The organism is Glycomyces sp. NPDC050141, assembly GCF_055586545.1.
Map to the genome: position 1 here is coordinate 52,705 of NZ_JBVJHZ010000008.1, position 14,249 is coordinate 66,953.

Annotated in this window: 18 protein-coding genes; 9 read left to right on the forward strand and 9 right to left on the reverse strand. The window is 67.7% G+C overall.

Going from position 1 to position 14,249, the window contains the following annotated elements:
* Positions 1–97: 97 nt before the first annotated feature.
* Positions 98–829, forward strand: a complete 732-nt coding sequence (locus tag ACZ60M_RS07220) for a hypothetical protein (protein ID WP_465415606.1) — start codon at positions 98–100, stop codon at positions 827–829.
* 31 nt (positions 830–860) lie between these two features.
* Here ACZ60M_RS07220 and ACZ60M_RS07225 read toward each other — a convergent pair whose 3' ends face one another.
* From ACZ60M_RS07225 to ACZ60M_RS07240, 4 genes are all read right to left on the reverse strand, one after another.
* Complete coding sequence (locus ACZ60M_RS07225) at positions 861–1,760, reverse strand: sortase (RefSeq protein WP_465415607.1); 900 nt, start codon at positions 1,758–1,760, stop codon at positions 861–863.
* A gap of 9 nt (positions 1,761–1,769) precedes the next feature.
* The gene (locus tag ACZ60M_RS07230; RefSeq protein WP_465415609.1) at positions 1,770–2,468 is read right to left on the reverse strand and encodes a hypothetical protein; all 699 of its coding nucleotides are present in this window, start codon (positions 2,466–2,468) and stop codon (positions 1,770–1,772) included.
* A gap of 190 nt (positions 2,469–2,658) precedes the next feature.
* Positions 2,659–2,907, reverse strand: coding sequence for a DUF397 domain-containing protein (locus ACZ60M_RS07235; protein ID WP_465415611.1), 249 nt, complete (start codon positions 2,905–2,907; stop codon positions 2,659–2,661).
* Positions 2,807–3,622, reverse strand: coding sequence for a helix-turn-helix domain-containing protein (locus ACZ60M_RS07240; protein ID WP_465415613.1), 816 nt, complete (start codon positions 3,620–3,622; stop codon positions 2,807–2,809). Before ACZ60M_RS07240 ends, ACZ60M_RS07235 begins: the two co-directional genes overlap by 101 nt.
* 401 nt (positions 3,623–4,023) lie before the next feature.
* Between ACZ60M_RS07240 and ACZ60M_RS07245 the strand changes: the two genes are divergently transcribed.
* Together ACZ60M_RS07245 and ACZ60M_RS07250 are read left to right on the forward strand one after the other, a co-directional pair.
* Positions 4,024–4,335 carry a hypothetical protein gene (locus tag ACZ60M_RS07245; protein ID WP_465415615.1) on the forward strand — a complete coding sequence of 104 codons (312 nt, stop codon included), beginning with the start codon at positions 4,024–4,026 and terminating at the stop codon, positions 4,333–4,335.
* Positions 4,328–4,639 (forward strand): hypothetical protein, encoded by a 312-nt coding sequence (locus ACZ60M_RS07250; protein ID WP_465415617.1) that lies wholly within the window; start codon positions 4,328–4,330, stop codon positions 4,637–4,639. The genes ACZ60M_RS07245 and ACZ60M_RS07250 overlap by 8 nt, the downstream gene beginning before the upstream one ends.
* Here ACZ60M_RS07250 and deoC read toward each other — a convergent pair.
* Complete coding sequence (gene deoC, locus ACZ60M_RS07255) at positions 4,636–5,391, reverse strand: deoxyribose-phosphate aldolase (RefSeq protein WP_465415619.1); 756 nt, start codon at positions 5,389–5,391, stop codon at positions 4,636–4,638. The two genes, ACZ60M_RS07250 and deoC, sit on opposite strands and share 4 nt — an antisense overlap.
* 105 nt (positions 5,392–5,496) lie before the next feature.
* Between deoC and ACZ60M_RS07260 the strand changes: the two genes are divergently transcribed.
* The 4 genes from ACZ60M_RS07260 to ACZ60M_RS07275 all read left to right on the forward strand — a co-directional run bounded on the left by ACZ60M_RS07260 (position 5,497) and on the right by ACZ60M_RS07275 (position 8,721).
* Positions 5,497–6,273: a GntR family transcriptional regulator gene (locus ACZ60M_RS07260; protein WP_465415621.1), complete on the forward strand. Its 777-nt coding sequence runs from the start codon at positions 5,497–5,499 to the stop codon at positions 6,271–6,273.
* A gap of 9 nt (positions 6,274–6,282) precedes the next feature.
* Positions 6,283–6,612, forward strand: coding sequence for a DHCW motif cupin fold protein (locus ACZ60M_RS07265; RefSeq protein ID WP_465415623.1), 330 nt, complete (start codon positions 6,283–6,285; stop codon positions 6,610–6,612).
* A 24-nt stretch (positions 6,613–6,636) separates the two neighbouring features.
* Positions 6,637–7,416, forward strand: coding sequence for an SDR family NAD(P)-dependent oxidoreductase (locus ACZ60M_RS07270; RefSeq protein ID WP_465415624.1), 780 nt, complete (start codon positions 6,637–6,639; stop codon positions 7,414–7,416).
* A 99-nt stretch (positions 7,417–7,515) separates the two neighbouring features.
* The gene (locus tag ACZ60M_RS07275; protein ID WP_465415626.1) at positions 7,516–8,721 is read left to right on the forward strand and encodes a sulfotransferase family protein; all 1,206 of its coding nucleotides are present in this window, start codon (positions 7,516–7,518) and stop codon (positions 8,719–8,721) included.
* 83 nt (positions 8,722–8,804) lie between these two features.
* Here ACZ60M_RS07275 and ACZ60M_RS07280 read toward each other — a convergent pair whose 3' ends face one another.
* From ACZ60M_RS07280 to ACZ60M_RS07290, 3 genes are all read right to left on the reverse strand, one after another.
* A complete protein-coding gene (locus tag ACZ60M_RS07280) occupies positions 8,805–9,065 on the reverse strand; it encodes a hypothetical protein (RefSeq protein ID WP_465415628.1) in 261 nt (86 codons plus the stop codon).
* Between the two features lie 63 nt (positions 9,066–9,128).
* Positions 9,129–10,316 carry a right-handed parallel beta-helix repeat-containing protein gene (locus ACZ60M_RS07285; protein ID WP_465415630.1) on the reverse strand — a complete coding sequence of 396 codons (1,188 nt, stop codon included), beginning with the start codon at positions 10,314–10,316 and terminating at the stop codon, positions 9,129–9,131.
* 183 nt (positions 10,317–10,499) lie between these two features.
* Positions 10,500–11,384, reverse strand: coding sequence for a sigma-70 family RNA polymerase sigma factor (locus tag ACZ60M_RS07290; protein ID WP_465415632.1), 885 nt, complete (start codon positions 11,382–11,384; stop codon positions 10,500–10,502).
* Positions 11,385–11,462: 78 nt separating this feature from the next.
* Between ACZ60M_RS07290 and ACZ60M_RS07295 the strand changes: the two genes are divergently transcribed.
* Positions 11,463–12,218, forward strand: a complete 756-nt coding sequence (locus ACZ60M_RS07295; RefSeq protein ID WP_465415633.1) for an SDR family NAD(P)-dependent oxidoreductase — start codon at positions 11,463–11,465, stop codon at positions 12,216–12,218.
* 39 nt (positions 12,219–12,257) lie between these two features.
* On the opposite strand, the gene ACZ60M_RS07300 is transcribed toward ACZ60M_RS07295, so the two are convergent.
* On the reverse strand, positions 12,258–13,301 hold the full coding sequence (locus tag ACZ60M_RS07300; protein WP_465415635.1) for a glycoside hydrolase family 43 protein: 1,044 nt from the start codon (positions 13,299–13,301) through the stop codon (positions 12,258–12,260).
* A 184-nt stretch (positions 13,302–13,485) separates the two neighbouring features.
* On the opposite strand from ACZ60M_RS07300, the gene ACZ60M_RS07305 reads away from it, so the two are divergent.
* Positions 13,486–14,232, forward strand: coding sequence for an SAM-dependent methyltransferase (locus ACZ60M_RS07305; RefSeq protein ID WP_465415637.1), 747 nt, complete (start codon positions 13,486–13,488; stop codon positions 14,230–14,232).
* Positions 14,233–14,249: the final 17 nt, after the last annotated feature.

The window sequence follows — 14,249 nt, forward strand, 5'->3', positions numbered from 1 at the left end:
GGCTGCCGCAAGGCCCGCAAACGCGTTGGTCCGCTCGCAGGCACGACCGCAACCGCTGCGGAGTCCGGAGTGGACGGGCCGCCCTAGCATCGAAGCCATGAGCACTCCTCCCCTCCGCCCCGAGGACGACCCGCCGCTGTGGTCGCCCGACACCCGCGTCACCGTCTGGGCCGTCGTGAGCGGCCTGGCGATCGGCCTGTCGTTGTGGTTGAGCAGCAGCCGCTTCGACAGCGGCGAGTACTCCTGGTACTGCTCGCCGATGGTCTTGCCGCTGTTGATCCCGGCTGTGTTGATCCTCGTCGCGTTCGGCGTCGTGCTCAAGGCCGGACCGGCCCGCGCGGGCCTGCTGACCGCCCTCTCGTGGTTCCTGATGTGGGTGTTCTTCGCCGGCAACGGACCGGATCAGCTGGCGAACTACCACTGGGGCGTCCGCGAGGACGCCGTCGCCGGTCACGAGAACAGCGACTGCGGCGACTACGTGAGCATTGGGACCGAGACCGGCACGGGCAGCACCGCCTACCTGTTCGGAGGTGGAGGTTCCAGCGGACCGACCACGGTTCCGTGCAGCATTCCGGTCACCGACGCCGACACCGGCGAGTACCTGGGCCGCCTGCACTGCCGAGTCGGGTGCCCGTACCCGTATTCGACGGTCACGGTCTGGTACGCCCCGCATTTCCTCGGCAAGCTCTACGACAGCCCGCCCCTGGAACGAGCGTGGCTGTGGTGGCTGCCGTTGGGCGCCGGGGTGTGGACCGGATTCCTGGGCCTGGCGGTCTGGGTTCGGGCCCCGGAGCGCCCCAAGGGAACCGGGTGGCAGGCCCGGCTGTGAACCCGGGCCGCGCGGGCGTTCCAGCTCAGGTTCAGGGCGTGCCGGTCAGCACGGCGTGCACGATGAGGTTCTTCGGGTACGTGCCCTTGTCGAAGAGCCCGTAGCAGGTCACCAGCCGCAGCTCGGGGCGTCCGGCGTTCCCGTACACGACCTCGGTTGGGAACTTCGACTTCTCCACGACCTCGGTGTCCTCCACCTTGAACCGCAAGACCGTCCCGTCAAAGCGGGTGACCGTGATGTCGTCGCCCTTCTTCAGCCGGTCGAGGTAGTAGAACGCGGCGGTCGAAGCGCTGGCGTCGCGGTGGCCCAGCAGCACCGCCGAACCGGTCTCGCCGGGCGCGGGACCGTATTCGAACCAGCCGACCGCCCCGGGCTCGTCGAGCGCGGGCACTTCCGCCGCGCCATTTTCGTCCACTCCGGACGGCGAGATCGGAGCCTTGAGTTTGATCCGCGGGATCGTGACCTCGGCGGGCCAATCGCCGGGAAGGCTGGCGACCTCGGCGAGGGGCTTCGACGGCGGGGGCGGAGGCGGGTGCACCTGGTCCGATTGCGAGGGAAGGAACATCAGTGCCAGGATCACCGAGATCGCGACCGAGGCGCTGATGAGCGGATGCGCGAAGCAGCCCCTCAGGAACGCGAGCAGCGCTGGGCCGCAAGCCCTTCCGAGGAGGGCGAAACGGGGGCCCCAGACCTGCCGGAGCCGCGTGCCGAGGCTGCGCTGCGGAACGCGGCGCACGGGGGCCGGCTCGGGTTCGGGGCGTTGGCGGGTCCGCGACCGGTCGACAGCGGGCCGCTGTGAGATCCGGGGGGTGCCTGCGGCGAGATACCGGGAAGGACGCGAGCCCACGCCGGGCTGGCGTCCGTTCCGGTATCCCGCCGCACGGCGGTGGGCGCCGCCCGGTCGGCTGCGCCCGTTCTCGTCTTCGGTCACTGGCGGCTGCTAGGCGTGCACACGGCGACGCCACAGCACCGCGCCGATCGCGGCGAGCGCGATCAGGGCGATCGCGGACCAGCCGATCATGCTGCCCATGCCGCTGCTGGCCTGGGCGAGGCTGCCGTCACCGGTCTCGGGAGCCGCGCACGGCACGACCTTGGCCTCGCCGAGGTGAGCCCCTCGCTCTTCGGAATAGTGGGCGTCCCAGGGGAGGATCGGTTTCCCGCAAGGGATGTCCTTGAGGATCTTCACCGGGATCGAGTACGTGAAGGAACCTTCGTGGATCTCGCAGACGAGACCGCTGTCCTCGATGAGGTATGGGTGGTCTCCCGCGATGTCGGGGCCGCACACCTTCTCCTGGTCCGCATCCGGGATGTCCAAGGTGGGCATACCGTCGACGTACTTCCACGGGAAGTCGGTGTAGCCGTCGATGCGCTGGAAGAGGACGGTGCCGACGCCGCCGTTGGGTTCGGGGTCGGGAACGTCGGTGAACGCCACGTCCACCCAGACGATCTCGCCTGCCTTGGCCTGCGCCTCGGTGACCGTGTTCGTCTGCTTGATGGTGGTCTCGGCTGCCGAAGCGGGAGCCGCGATCGCCGCGGTCAGGGCCGAGGCCACCGCGAGGCCCGTGGCGAATACGGCGAGTCGCTGCTTTCCGGTTCGCCGCTCGCAGCGGTCGGCGGTTTCGTTTCCTACGAACGGCATCCTGTGCGCCTCCTGCGGCATGGATCCAGGCAATCCGATGGCGAGTAGCGCTCTGGACTGCCACTTTGCGCGCGCAAAGCGTCCTATATATACCGTCCCTCAAAGCTGGCCTCAGGGATTCAAAGGACATGAAGCGCCCCCGCCTTCCAGGTGGAGGACGGGGGCGAGGTATCTACGGGGACCTGGCCGGTCAGTCGCGGTCAGCGACGCGAAGGAGGCCAGTGAAGTCCGAGGCGGTCAGATCGAAGACAGGGGAGTCATGCCCGAGCTTGGAGTCCCGAACCTGGAACCCAGCGGCCGTGTTCCGAGCCTCCACACAGTCAGACTGACCGGAGTTGTTACTCCGGGAGCTCTTCCGCCAGTTGGTGAACTCGACCATCAGCGAGAAACCTTCCGATTCGCCTCGCGCCATCCAACATGACGCTGGAGAAACGATCATACAAGCCGATCTTTTCCTCATCGACGATGTGGCGGCTCTGGTCGAGCGTCTCAACATAGACGAAGTCCGGTCCAGCTCCCGCCCGTCCAGCCCCGCGAAAAATATCGAAGGCATGAGTGGCCGCGAAGGGCCTGCCGACCACATGGACCTCGCAATTCGGCAGGGCATCGATCTCAAGAAGCCGGTCGATCTGCGCCTCTTGCTCGGCCAGGCTGAGCTGCTTGAATGCCAGCACTTCCCCGGCGGGCACGAGGAACCTAGTTCGAGGGGCATCGGTTCGCCCGAAGAATGCTCGTTGACGGCGCTCCTTCCTGAGCCAGTACTTGACCTGGAGCGCAGGCCCTTCGACCGGCTCGCCGCCCTCGTTCATGTGATAGGCCTCGGTTTGAATCAACCCGGAGAGGAACAGCGGGTCCCATTTGATGATCTCGCCGTAACGACGTTCAGCGCTTTCGACGATGAAGAGATTGCGCTTGTCTAGGTCAGAGATGAGGTCGGGCCCCTCATTGAGCTGTTCGATGACATGTTCCAGGAAGGCGCCTCGTGCAGCTTCCACCTGGAGTGTTCGACAGATGAGCGCAACATTGGCCTTGTCGGGAAGCCGATCCCCGATCTCCCATCCTCGGATCGTATTGGCGTGCTTCCCAATCGCTCCGCCAAGTCTGGTTCGGGACCAGCCTCGCTCCTCACGGATCGCGATCAACTCGGCCGTCACGAACGCCTCAATGAGGTCCGAGTATCGATGAGACCCCATAGCGTTGCTCCCCTGCGCTGGGTCGATGACTGGTGGTAATCGATGATCCCATGTTGCGGCGCAGGGAAAACCTCCGACACAGCAACCAATTTTCGTGCACAACAACGTCGCACAATATTTTCGTTCAAATATTGTGCATCGGCATTGTGACACCATCGCTGAACGACGACATTTAAAGAGCCGCATGCCTATTGACCAGCCGAAACATGGCTTATGTTGGTCTCATCGCGGGTCACCTCCCGGCTCGCGAGCGGTGAGATTGCCGGGGAGGCGCTGCCCCGCAGGGCATCTGGTGGGCCCTTTGCGGGTTCCCCGGCAATCTCACTGTCGGCTATCCGACACTCTCTGCAATGGAGGTTGCGATGTACAACCGAGCCGCGAAGCCGAAGCCTGACAAGAACCAGCCAATCCCGGACCCTCTGATCCGGGGCCAGTTCAGCGATGGGCGCCGCGTCTTCGTCGTCCGCACCTCGAGCTCCTCAGCGCCCGACTCGTTCCAGGTGCATCCCAAGGGAAACCAGTCCGATCCGATCCTGGTGGTCTCCGGCCTCAGCTCCGGGAACCTCCACGCCACCTGGAACGAGGAATGGCGCTCGGCTTCACCCGAGTGGCGCGAGTGGGCGCGCAACAACGCGTTCAAGGCCTTCCACACGGTCCGGTTCTGCCGTGGCTGAAACGACCTTCGCCGACCCGGCCGACGAAAACCCAGCCGAACCCGAAGGCGAACACTGCCTCGGCAAGTTCCGGCGCTACCGCGCCGAGTTCTCCGTCATCTACGTCGCTTCTCCCCCGGGCACGCCCGACACCTACCGCGTCGACTGCGACGACGGCGTGGGACCGCACGAAGTCTGCCGCTTCGGCGACGACCCGGCCGAACCCGTGATCTGGCGCGGCGCCTGGCAAGGCGACGAGTGGTGCCCCTGGATCGAGCAAAACGCCCGCGCGTTGGTCGCCGATCCGAGCCGCTTCGACTTCTAGACTTTGCCCTGAGGCCGGTCGGACAAGGTGGAGTCCGACCGGCCTCGCCTTGCCCCCAGGTCGTCCAGGATGGCAGCGGTCGCAGTGGCACCGAACCTGGTGGCCCCGAGCCGATGCAGTTCGAGCAGGACATCGAGGGTGCGAACTCCCCCAGCGGCTTTGACACCGACACGAGGTGAGACCGTGCGGCGCATCAGGGCGATGTCGGCGGCGGTCGCCCCGCCGGGCGCGAAGCCCGTGCTCGTCTTGACATAAGCCGCGCCCGCGGCCTCGGTCGCGCGGTACGCCGCGATCTTCTCCGGCTCCGACAGGTACGCGTTCTCGGCGATCACCTTCACGGGAAGGCCCGCGGCCGCTTCAACAACGGCGGCGATCTCATCCTCCACATAGTGCGTCTCGCCGCTCCGGAGCCGGCCGATGTTGACGACCATGTCGATCTCGCCCGCCCCGGAGCCGATCGCTTCGGCCGTCTCCTGGACCTTGGCCGCGACCGTCCCGCTGCCGTGCGGGAAGCCGACCACGGTGCCGACCGCGACGGAACTGCCGCCGAGGGTCGCGGCGGCAGTGGCGACGTCGGCGGGACGGACGCACACCGAGACCGTGCGGTATTCGAGGGCGGTGGCGAGACCGGCCGCGACGTCGGCGGCGGTCAGCTCGGGCCGCAGCAGCGAGTGGTCGATCATGGCGGCGACCTCGGCGATCGTCGGCAGCGGGCCGGTCCAGCGAGCGGCCTCAATCGGTGCGACGGGCATGGCGAACTCCTTCTCAATCCCGATCCAGAAATTGTCTAGACAGCATAGACTGATTAACATCATGATGTCTAGACAGATCGCCGCCATCCGTGAGGAGACGCACTCATGGCCAAGTCGCCGCCGCTCTACCAGCGCATCGAGCAGCAGCTTCGCCGCCGGTTCGCCGAAGCCGCCGACGGCGACCCGTTCCCGCCCGAAACCCGTCTGGCCGAGGAGTTCGGCGTCGCCCGCATGACCGTCCGGGCCGCGCTCGCCGCACTCGAACGCGACGGCCTCCTCGAACGCGTGCCCGGACGCGGCAGCTTCGTCCGCCGCGCCGCCGCCTCCCGACCCGTCGGCACGCTCCTGAGCTTCCACGACCAGGCGATCGCCGAAGGAAAGACCGCCCGCTCGCGCGTGCTCGCGGCATCGGTCCGGGCGGCCGAGCCGAACGAACGGGCGGCGCTCTACCCCGACCAGGCGGAACCCCCGCTGACCGTCGTCGCGATCAGCCGCGTCAGGTACCTCGACGACCAGCCCGTCGCGATCGAGCACGCCGTCTTCCCCGCCGCACTCGCCGCACTCCTCGAAACCGACCTCGAACACGGGTCGCTGCACCGCGCGCTGCGCGACCTCGGGCACCGCCCGGACCTCGGTTCCTCACTGCTCACCGCCCGCAGCGCAGGCAAGGAAGGCCGCGAACTCGGCGTGCCCTCCGGCCATCCCATGCTCGTCGAAGTCCGGACCATCCTCGACCAGGACGGCAAACCCTTGGAGCACACCGAAAGCGCCTACGTCGCCGAGCGCTTCGCACTCAAGGTCGACTTCACCGTCGCGGCCTCCGGGAGCGCCGGGCTACCGGCCGGTGGGAAAGCCCTCGCGCCACAGCCGTCCCGCACATAAGGTCCCCGCATGGATATTGGAGAGCTCCCCTTCGGGACCACCGACTGGTCGTCGATCACCCCCACCGAGCACGCGGGCGAGACCGGCACCGCGACATGGCGCACCCGCGAGTTCGGTGCGACCCGGATGCGCATCGTCGAGTACAGCCCCGGATATCTGGCCGACCACTGGTGCAACCGCGGGCACCTCCTCTTCGTCCTCGAAGGGACCCTGACCACCGAACTCGGCAACGGCAGCGTGGTCACCATCGAAGCGGGCAGCAGCTACCAGGTCGGCGACGACGTCGAACCGCACCGGTCGAGCACCGCGAGCGGGGCGCGGCTCCTTGTCGTCGACTAGCGGGGCGGGATCTAGGGTTCGGGGATGAGCGCACACGACTACCTCGGTGAACTGTTCTCCCTTGAAGGCCGCGTCGCCGTCGTGACCGGCGGGAGCTCCGGGATCGGGAAGGCCATCGCGACCGCGCTTGCCCGTGCGGGCGCGAAGACCGTGGTCGTTGCTCGCGGGCGAGAGGCGCTGGCCGCCACCGTAAACGAGCTGACCGCACACGGTTGCCAGGCCGCCTGGGTGAGCGGCGACCTGAGCGGCCGGGACGGTATCCGGGCCGCAGCCGAAGCGGCCGTCGAGGCGTTCGGGGAGCCCGACATCCTCGTCAACTCCGCCGGGATCAACCTGCGGCCGCCGATGGGCGAGATCGGCGAGGACGTCTGGGACCAGACCATGACCGTGAACCTCGAAGCGCCGTTCCTCCTCGGCCAGCGGTTCGGGCCGGGCATGGCCGCGCGCGGATTCGGGCGGATCATCCATGTGACCTCGCAGCAGGCGCATAGGGCGTTCGTGCAGAGCGGGGCGTACGGGGTCTCCAAGGGCGCCTTGGAATCCCTCGCGCGATCGCAGGCCGAGGCGTGGTCGCCGCAGGGCGTCACCGCCAACACGCTCGTGCCCGGGTTCGTGATGACGCCGCTCAATGAGCGCCTGGCCTCCGACCCCGAGAAGGTGGCGGCGCTGGCCGAGCGCACACTGGTCGGCCGGAACGGCCTCGCAGAGGACTTCGCGGGCGCGGCCGTATTCCTCGCGAGTCGCGCCTCCGCTTATGTGACAGGGCAATCGGTGTTCGTCGACGGCGGGTTGTCCGTCCACTGAGGTGGTAGGCGAGCGTCCCTCGCCATCGGAAACTACCGGAGGTAGTCTGTCGGTGCCAGCTAACGCCTTGCGGGCCTTGCGCTTCGAGAGGAACCCTTCATGAGCCGGACAACCTTTACCGCCAGTGTCGTGAACGCCATGCTCAGACCCACCACGGGAGGGCGGAAGCGGCCGCTCGAAACGTGGGAGAAGACCGTCGCGCAGGTCGAGGAGTCGACCAAGTGGTCGGTCGCGGGCGAGGAGCGGTTCATCGCCGACCTCGGCTTCCACCTCAAATGCCTCGCCGACGAGCCGAAGCTGACGCCGTTCGGCTGGCAGTCCGGACTCCTCGACGCCAAGGGGCGCTTGGAGAACCGACTGCGCATCCGCCAGCGCCTCCAGGAGTTCCCGGAGATCGCCGACGAGAAGATCGTCGCCCCGGTGTTCGTGGTGGGCCTGCCTCGCACCGCGACCACGTTGGCGCACAAGATCCTCGCGGCCTCGGACGACCACCGGGGGCCGCTGCTGTGGGAGATGATGCGGACCGACGTGCCGGTGGACCCGGCCGAGACGGACAAGTTCATCAAGACCATGGAGTCCGGGGCGCGGATGATGGTCAGGTTCGCGCCGTCGTGGGAGGTCATCCACCCGATCCGGGTGAAGGCGCCCGAGGAGTCGATGTTCATCCTGCCGCAGGGCACGTACCACCTGGCGCTGCGCGCGGCCCTGCCCGAGTACAAGCAGTGGCTGGGCCAGCGCGACTACACGGACGACTACGTGTACTTGAAGCGGGCGCTGCAGGTGCTGCAGTTCCGGCGCGAGCCGAAGCGGTGGACGCTGAAGTACCCGGCGCACCTGAACGACCTCGACGTGATCCGCAAGGTGTTCCCTGACGCGAAGTTCGTTTGGACGCACCGTGATCCGACCACGGTGATGGGTTCGGTGTGCTCGCTTATGGAGACTTCGTGGTCGCTGTACCAGAAGCGCCCGGACCTGGACGAGATCGGGGAGGTGGCGTTGAACATGCTGGTGGAGTCGATCGAGCGGGGCCGTCAGTCGCGGATCACGCTGCCTTCGGAGTCCATTATCGACGTTCCTTACCACCGGTTGAACTCGGACCCGGTGAACGAGGTGCCGAAGCTGTACCAGGCGATCGACGCGAAGTGGACCGACAAGGACGCGGCGAACCTGGAGAACGTGCTCGCGCGTCCGCAGCGGGACCGGCGGCACGAGTACTCGCTGTCGCGGTACGGGTTGTCGATCCAGGGCGTGGAGGACGCGTTCGGCGACTATGTGCGCCTTTGCGGTACGCTCAACACCCGCTGAGTCGAGGCGTTGAGCTGTTGCGCTGCTGACGAATGCGCGAGGGCGGGCGGATCCACCAGATCCGCCCGCCCGTTTTCGCCCGGTCAGAGACCGGTTTGGTTCCGGAAGTCCTCGACGGACCCCTGGGCGCCTTCGACGTGTTCCTGCGCTTGGCCCTGCGCGTTCTCGACGCCTTCCTGCGCCTGGCCCTGCAGGTCTTCGGCTGCGCCGCCGACCTGTTCGCCGAGCTGGTCGACCGGGGCGTCAGCGACGCCGCCGATCATCTCCTCGGCTTTGCCTTTGACGTCGTCGACGGCCCCCGTGAACATGTCCTTCAGCTCGTTGAACTTGTCCGCAAAACCCATGGTGATTCCCCCTTGTTCGCGTTGGCATGTCCAACTATAGGGGTTTGCCCTGAAAAGCCGAAATCATGCGGCACGAAACGTCACGACAAGGCTGCCGTCCGCGGCGAAGCTCCAGTCGAGTTCGCCGGTGTAGTCGGCGCAGCGGGGGCCGTTCGAGCCCTCCCAGAACTGGTTGGTGCCGTCGTCGGTGCCGACGATGCGGTCCTCGTCGCCCGAGTCGCACGAGGTGTTGCCGCTGAACTGGTGCGTGCCCTCGTCGAAGTTGAAGTTGCGCTCGGTGTTGCCGATGCTCACGTTGTCGCCCATGGTGATCGAGCCGGGGTTCGAGTTGTAGGTGAACCCGTGCTGGCCGTTGTCGTAGGCGATGGAGCCGGTGACGACGTGGTCGACGCCGATGTCCTCGCCGCCGAGCTTGAAGCCGTTGCGGTCGCCCGCGCCGGCCTGGGAGCCGTCGGAGAGGGTGCCGTTCTCGTAGGCGAGGGAGTGTTCGATGGTCACCGCGCCGATGGGGCCGGTGTCGCCCTTGGTGTAGAGGTCGTAGCCGTCGTCGATGTTGTTGTGCGACACCGTGTACCGGAAGACGTTGCCGGTGCCGACGGTGAGCTTCGGGGCGAACCCGTCGGCGTCCTCGCCGTCGGAGTCCACATTGTCGTGGGATTCGACGGAGACGATGAGGTTGTTCGCGGGCCACTCCGCTTCGGGGGCTCCAGCTGTGTACCGGGAGAGCTGGAGGCCGGAGTCGGCGTTGTGGCGGGTGACGACGCGTTCGACGATGTTGTCGCTGCCGCCGACGAGGATGCCGTTGTCTCCGGCGTGCTCGACGGTGATGCCCTTGACGTGCCAGAAGTCGCCGCCCATGGCGAGGCCGCGGTTCGCGGAGTTCTCTTCTTGCGCAGAGAAGTTGAGGACCGGGGCTTCGCCTTCGTAGGCGAAGAGCTCGGTGCGGTCGGCGGCGGTGCCGTCGTTGCCGGGTTCGATGGCAACCGTTTCCGATAGTTCGTAGGTCCCTCCTCTCAGGAGGATCGTGCCGCCCGGTTCGACCTTGGCGATGGCGGCTGCCACGGTGGTCGGGTCCGCTTCGGTTCCGGCCGCGCCGTCGGTGCCGTCGGGGGCGGCGTAGATCGCGCCGTCCTGCGCGGGCTCGGCCGTCGGGTCGGCGTTCGCGGTGGTCATGGCGACCATTGTGGTCGCTGCGGCCACGAGGCCGCTCACGCCGACCACGACCGCGGTCTTGGTTCGTGTCCTTGCCATGTGCTCTCGCTCCTTCACGGGAGTCGCTCGGTGCGGGACGCGCCCGTTCGGGCGCGGCCCGTGCTGGTCGTCGCGTCGCTACGCAGGGTTGAAATGCGAGATAAACGCGATTTGTCCACCGAGCTTAGGCAAGGGGTTGCCACATGTCAATATCTTGATCCAAGGTTCGCCCTGCGCGGTGAGTCAGTGACCCTCCGGCACCGTGATTGCCATGTGCGCCAAGCGCTGCTCGTCCGCGACCGCGTGGATCGCGGTGATGCGGTCGCCGTCGAAGGCCAGGGTCATCACCATGAGGAGCTGCGAGCCGCGCGGCGTCACGACCGCCAGGCCGACCTCGCCGTCCAGGAGCACCGCGTGCGCGAGCATCGCGCTGCCGTTGAACGTGGTCGCCACGGCGTGCGCGCCGAAGGCCGCCGGGTTCGGGCTGATGCGCAGGGCCCGCCCGTCGAGGCGGAGGGTGACGCTCGGGTCGAGGAGCGCGAGCAGCGACTCGAACTCGCCGTCGCGGGCGGCGCGGAGGAACGCGTCGACCGCGCGGTAGCGCCGCATCCGGTCGCCGTCGGCCGCAGTCTCCTTGCCGCGCACGCGCTGCCGGGCCCGGCTCGCGAGTCTCTGGGTGGTCTCGGGGCTGCGCTCGACGATCGGCGCGATGTCGGCGAACGAGACGCCGAACATGTCGTGCAGCACGAACGCCAGCCGCTCGACCGGCGAGAGGGCGTCCAGGACCACGAGCATGGCTTGGCCCACCGAGTCGGCGAGCACGGCTTCCTCTTCAGGGTCGACGCGGCGGAAGACGCGGACCTCGGGCGCGGACTCCTGGCCCTCGAGCGTGTCCTCACGGCGGGACTTGCGCGAGCGGAGCTGGTCGAGGCACACCCGGCCGACCACGGTGGTGAGCCACCCGGCGAGGTTCTCGACGCCGTCGGCACCGGCCCGGTCGGCCTTGAGCCACGCCTCCTGGACGGCGTCCTCGGCCTCGCTCAGCGACCCGAGCATCCGGAAGGCGACCGTGCGCAGATGGGCCCTGTGCTGCTCGAACACCGCCGCCGAAAAATTCTTTCCGCTCACCTGTCTGGTTTCCTCGCCGCCGTCCGTCAGTGAAAGTGCAAGCCCAAATTTCCACCGGAGCGAGAAGGAAGTCAAACGATGAGCGCGAACAAGACTGGTATGTCACACACCACCGTCCTGATCACCGGGGCCAACAAGGGCCTCGGCCTCGAAGCGGCCCGCCGGCTCGGCGAGATGGGCTGGAAGGTGTTCCTCGGCTCGCGCGACATCGAGCGCGGTCAAGCGGCCGTCGACAAGCTCGCGGCCGACGGCACCGACGTGGTGCTCGTGCCCCTCGACGTGACCTCGGACGAGTCGATCGCCGCCGCCGAACGGCTCGTGCGCGAGCACACCGACCGGCTCGACGTGCTGATCAACAACGCCGGAGCGCCGGGGCACTTCGTCAACCCCGCCGACACCACAGTGGAGGAACTGCACGGCGTCTACGACACGAACGTGTACGGGCCGGTCCGCGTCACGCACACGTTCCTGCCGCTGCTCAAGGCGGCCGAGAACCCGCGCGTGGTCATGGTGTCGAGCGGCGGCGGCTCGTTCGCGGTCGTCACCGACCCCGCGCAGGGCATCTCGAAGATGCACGAACTCGCTTACACCTCTTCGAAAGCGGCCCTGAACATGATCACCGTCCGGTACGCCCAGGCGATCCCGGAGATCAAGTTCAACCTCGTCACCCCCGGGGAGGTCGCCAACGGCAAGTTCGCGGCGACCGACATGAACGCGCACCGCGGCCAGCTCACCGTCACCGAGGGCACCGACCCGTTCATCGAGCTCGCGACGATCGACGCCGACGGCCCCACGGGCATCTTCATCGACCGCCTCGGCCCTGTTTCGTGGTAGCACGCAAGGTCCCGGCCGCTCCATCGTGGAGCGGCCGGGTCAGTCGCCGTCGAGGTCGGTGCGCTGGCGTACGACGCGGAGTTCGCCGCCGTCCCAGGCCATCTCGTAGAGCTTGCCGCGCGCGCCGGTGAAGGGGCGGTGGAGGACGAGCATGAGTTCGCCCTCGAAGGTGGTGAACAGCATCCCGTGGCCCGAGTCGCCGCGCACGAGCGGTTCCCTTTGCTCCCAAGGGCCTTCGAGGCGGCCGGAGGGCGACACGGCCCAGGTCTGGACGTAGTCGCCGTCGACGCCGCCCGGGGTGAGGCGGTTCTTCTCGTACGTCGACCACAGGCACACGAGCGCGCCGCCGGGCGCGCGGACCAGCTGCGGGCCGTCCGTCACGTACGGCGCGATCTGGTGCGGGACACCGGCCGGGAGGTCGCGGGTGATCCAGGAGGCGTCAGAGCCCTTGAAGAGCATGACCGCGTCACCCGCGATCGCGTCCAGGTCGTCCGACAACGGGAACGCCTCGATCGTGCCGTCGATGCGCTGGAGCCATTCGTTCGCGTAGACCATCCACGGGCGGCCGTCGTCGCCGGTGAACAGCGTCCCGTCGAGGGTCATCAGCTCGGGCGGGAGGATCGGCGCTTCGGGCCTGACCATCCGGAACGGGCCGGTGAGCGAGTCGGCGACCGCCACGATCGTCGACCGGCGGTAGTTCGGGACCGGGAACGGCGTGCCGAACTCCCCCGGTTCCGGAACCGGCAGTTCAGCATCGGTGTTGTGGAGGGTCGTGAACAGGTACCAGCGGCCGTTCCAGCGGTGGACCTCCGGCGCCCACGCGCCGTGCACCGCCCACGGCGATTCCTCTTCGGCCACAAGGAAGACCGGCACGGGTTCGGCCCAGTCGCGCAGGTTCGGGGACCGGTAGCACATCGTGCCGACCCCGGCGTTCGAGACCGGGCCAGTGGCACCGGCAGTGAAGCCCTGGTTGGCGGTGTAGAGGTGGTACAGGCCGGACTCGGCGTCGGCGACCACGTACGGGTCGTGCAGCGGCATCTCGGGCAGGTGCAGCGGGAAGGCGGACGGCATCGGCTCGCTCATGCAGAAAACGCTATCAGGGAGAGAAATCCACTCGACACGACGGCGGCTCGCGTCGTAAAATGCGGCGAAACCGCAGGTCCACGAGCTTTGGAGGATGATTTTTTGAAGGTCCAGGCGCACGCGGTCGGAGGCCGACCGCTCTTCGACACCGTCAACCGATCATCCAATCCAAAGGACCTCCACAGTGGATCTTCCACAGTCATTCGTCATCGCCGAGAGCGGCCACCGCATCCACAACCCGTTCGATAGCCGCAAGCTGGCCGACCTGGGCGAGGCGCTGCGCCTCACCCCCGGTCTCACCATGCTCGACCTCGCGAGCGGGTCGGGCGAGATGCTCTGCACCTGGGCCCGCGAGCACGGCATCAGCGGCACGGGCGTCGACATCAGCACCGCGTTCATCGCCAAAGCCGAAGCCCGCGCCGAAGAACTCGGGGTGAGCGACCGGGTCGCGTTCGTCCACGGCGACGCCGCCGGGCACGTCGCGGCCGAGAAGGTCGACATCGCCGCGTGCATCGGCGCCACCTGGATCGGCGGCGGCGCCGCCGGGACAGTCGAGCTCCTCGAAAAGAGCCTGAAGCCGAACGGCCTCATGCTCATCGGAGAGCCGTACTGGCGCCAGGACCCGCCGGACGACGCCACCGTCAAAGGCTGCTACATGGGCAGCAGGGACGACCTGTTCCTGCTGCCGGGCCTGATCGACCACTTCGACGGCCTCGGCTATGACGTCGTCGAGATGGTCCTGGCCGACCGGGACTCCTGGGACCGGTACGCGGCCGCGCAGTGGCTGAACATCCGCCGCTGGCTCGACGCCAACCCGGGCCACGAGCTCGGCGACGAGATGCGCGACCGGCTGTGGACCGGTCGCAGCAACCATGTGCGCTACCAGCGCGACTACCTCGGCTGGGGCGTCTTCGCCCTCATGAAGCGGTAGCAAGCGGACGGGCCCGG

Excerpts from the sequence above, each read along its gene's own strand:
- ACZ60M_RS07220 (WP_465415606.1), top strand. The coding sequence starts at position 98 with ATGAGCACTCCTCCCCTCCGCCCCGAGGACGACCCGCCGCTGTGGTCG.
- ACZ60M_RS07230 (WP_465415609.1), bottom strand. The coding sequence starts at position 2,468 with ATGCCGTTCGTAGGAAACGAAACCGCCGACCGCTGCGAGCGGCGAACC.
- ACZ60M_RS07235 (WP_465415611.1), bottom strand. The coding sequence starts at position 2,907 with ATGATCGTTTCTCCAGCGTCATGTTGGATGGCGCGAGGCGAATCGGAA.
- ACZ60M_RS07245 (WP_465415615.1), top strand. The coding sequence starts at position 4,024 with ATGTACAACCGAGCCGCGAAGCCGAAGCCTGACAAGAACCAGCCAATC.
- deoC (WP_465415619.1), bottom strand. The coding sequence starts at position 5,391 with ATGCCCGTCGCACCGATTGAGGCCGCTCGCTGGACCGGCCCGCTGCCG.
- ACZ60M_RS07260 (WP_465415621.1), top strand. The coding sequence starts at position 5,497 with ATGGCCAAGTCGCCGCCGCTCTACCAGCGCATCGAGCAGCAGCTTCGC.
- ACZ60M_RS07265 (WP_465415623.1), top strand. The coding sequence starts at position 6,283 with ATGGATATTGGAGAGCTCCCCTTCGGGACCACCGACTGGTCGTCGATC.
- ACZ60M_RS07270 (WP_465415624.1), top strand. The coding sequence starts at position 6,637 with ATGAGCGCACACGACTACCTCGGTGAACTGTTCTCCCTTGAAGGCCGC.
- ACZ60M_RS07275 (WP_465415626.1), top strand. The coding sequence starts at position 7,516 with ATGAGCCGGACAACCTTTACCGCCAGTGTCGTGAACGCCATGCTCAGA.
- ACZ60M_RS07280 (WP_465415628.1), bottom strand. The coding sequence starts at position 9,065 with ATGGGTTTTGCGGACAAGTTCAACGAGCTGAAGGACATGTTCACGGGG.
- ACZ60M_RS07285 (WP_465415630.1), bottom strand. The coding sequence starts at position 10,316 with ATGGCAAGGACACGAACCAAGACCGCGGTCGTGGTCGGCGTGAGCGGC.
- ACZ60M_RS07295 (WP_465415633.1), top strand. The coding sequence starts at position 11,463 with ATGAGCGCGAACAAGACTGGTATGTCACACACCACCGTCCTGATCACC.
- ACZ60M_RS07300 (WP_465415635.1), bottom strand. The coding sequence starts at position 13,301 with ATGAGCGAGCCGATGCCGTCCGCCTTCCCGCTGCACCTGCCCGAGATG.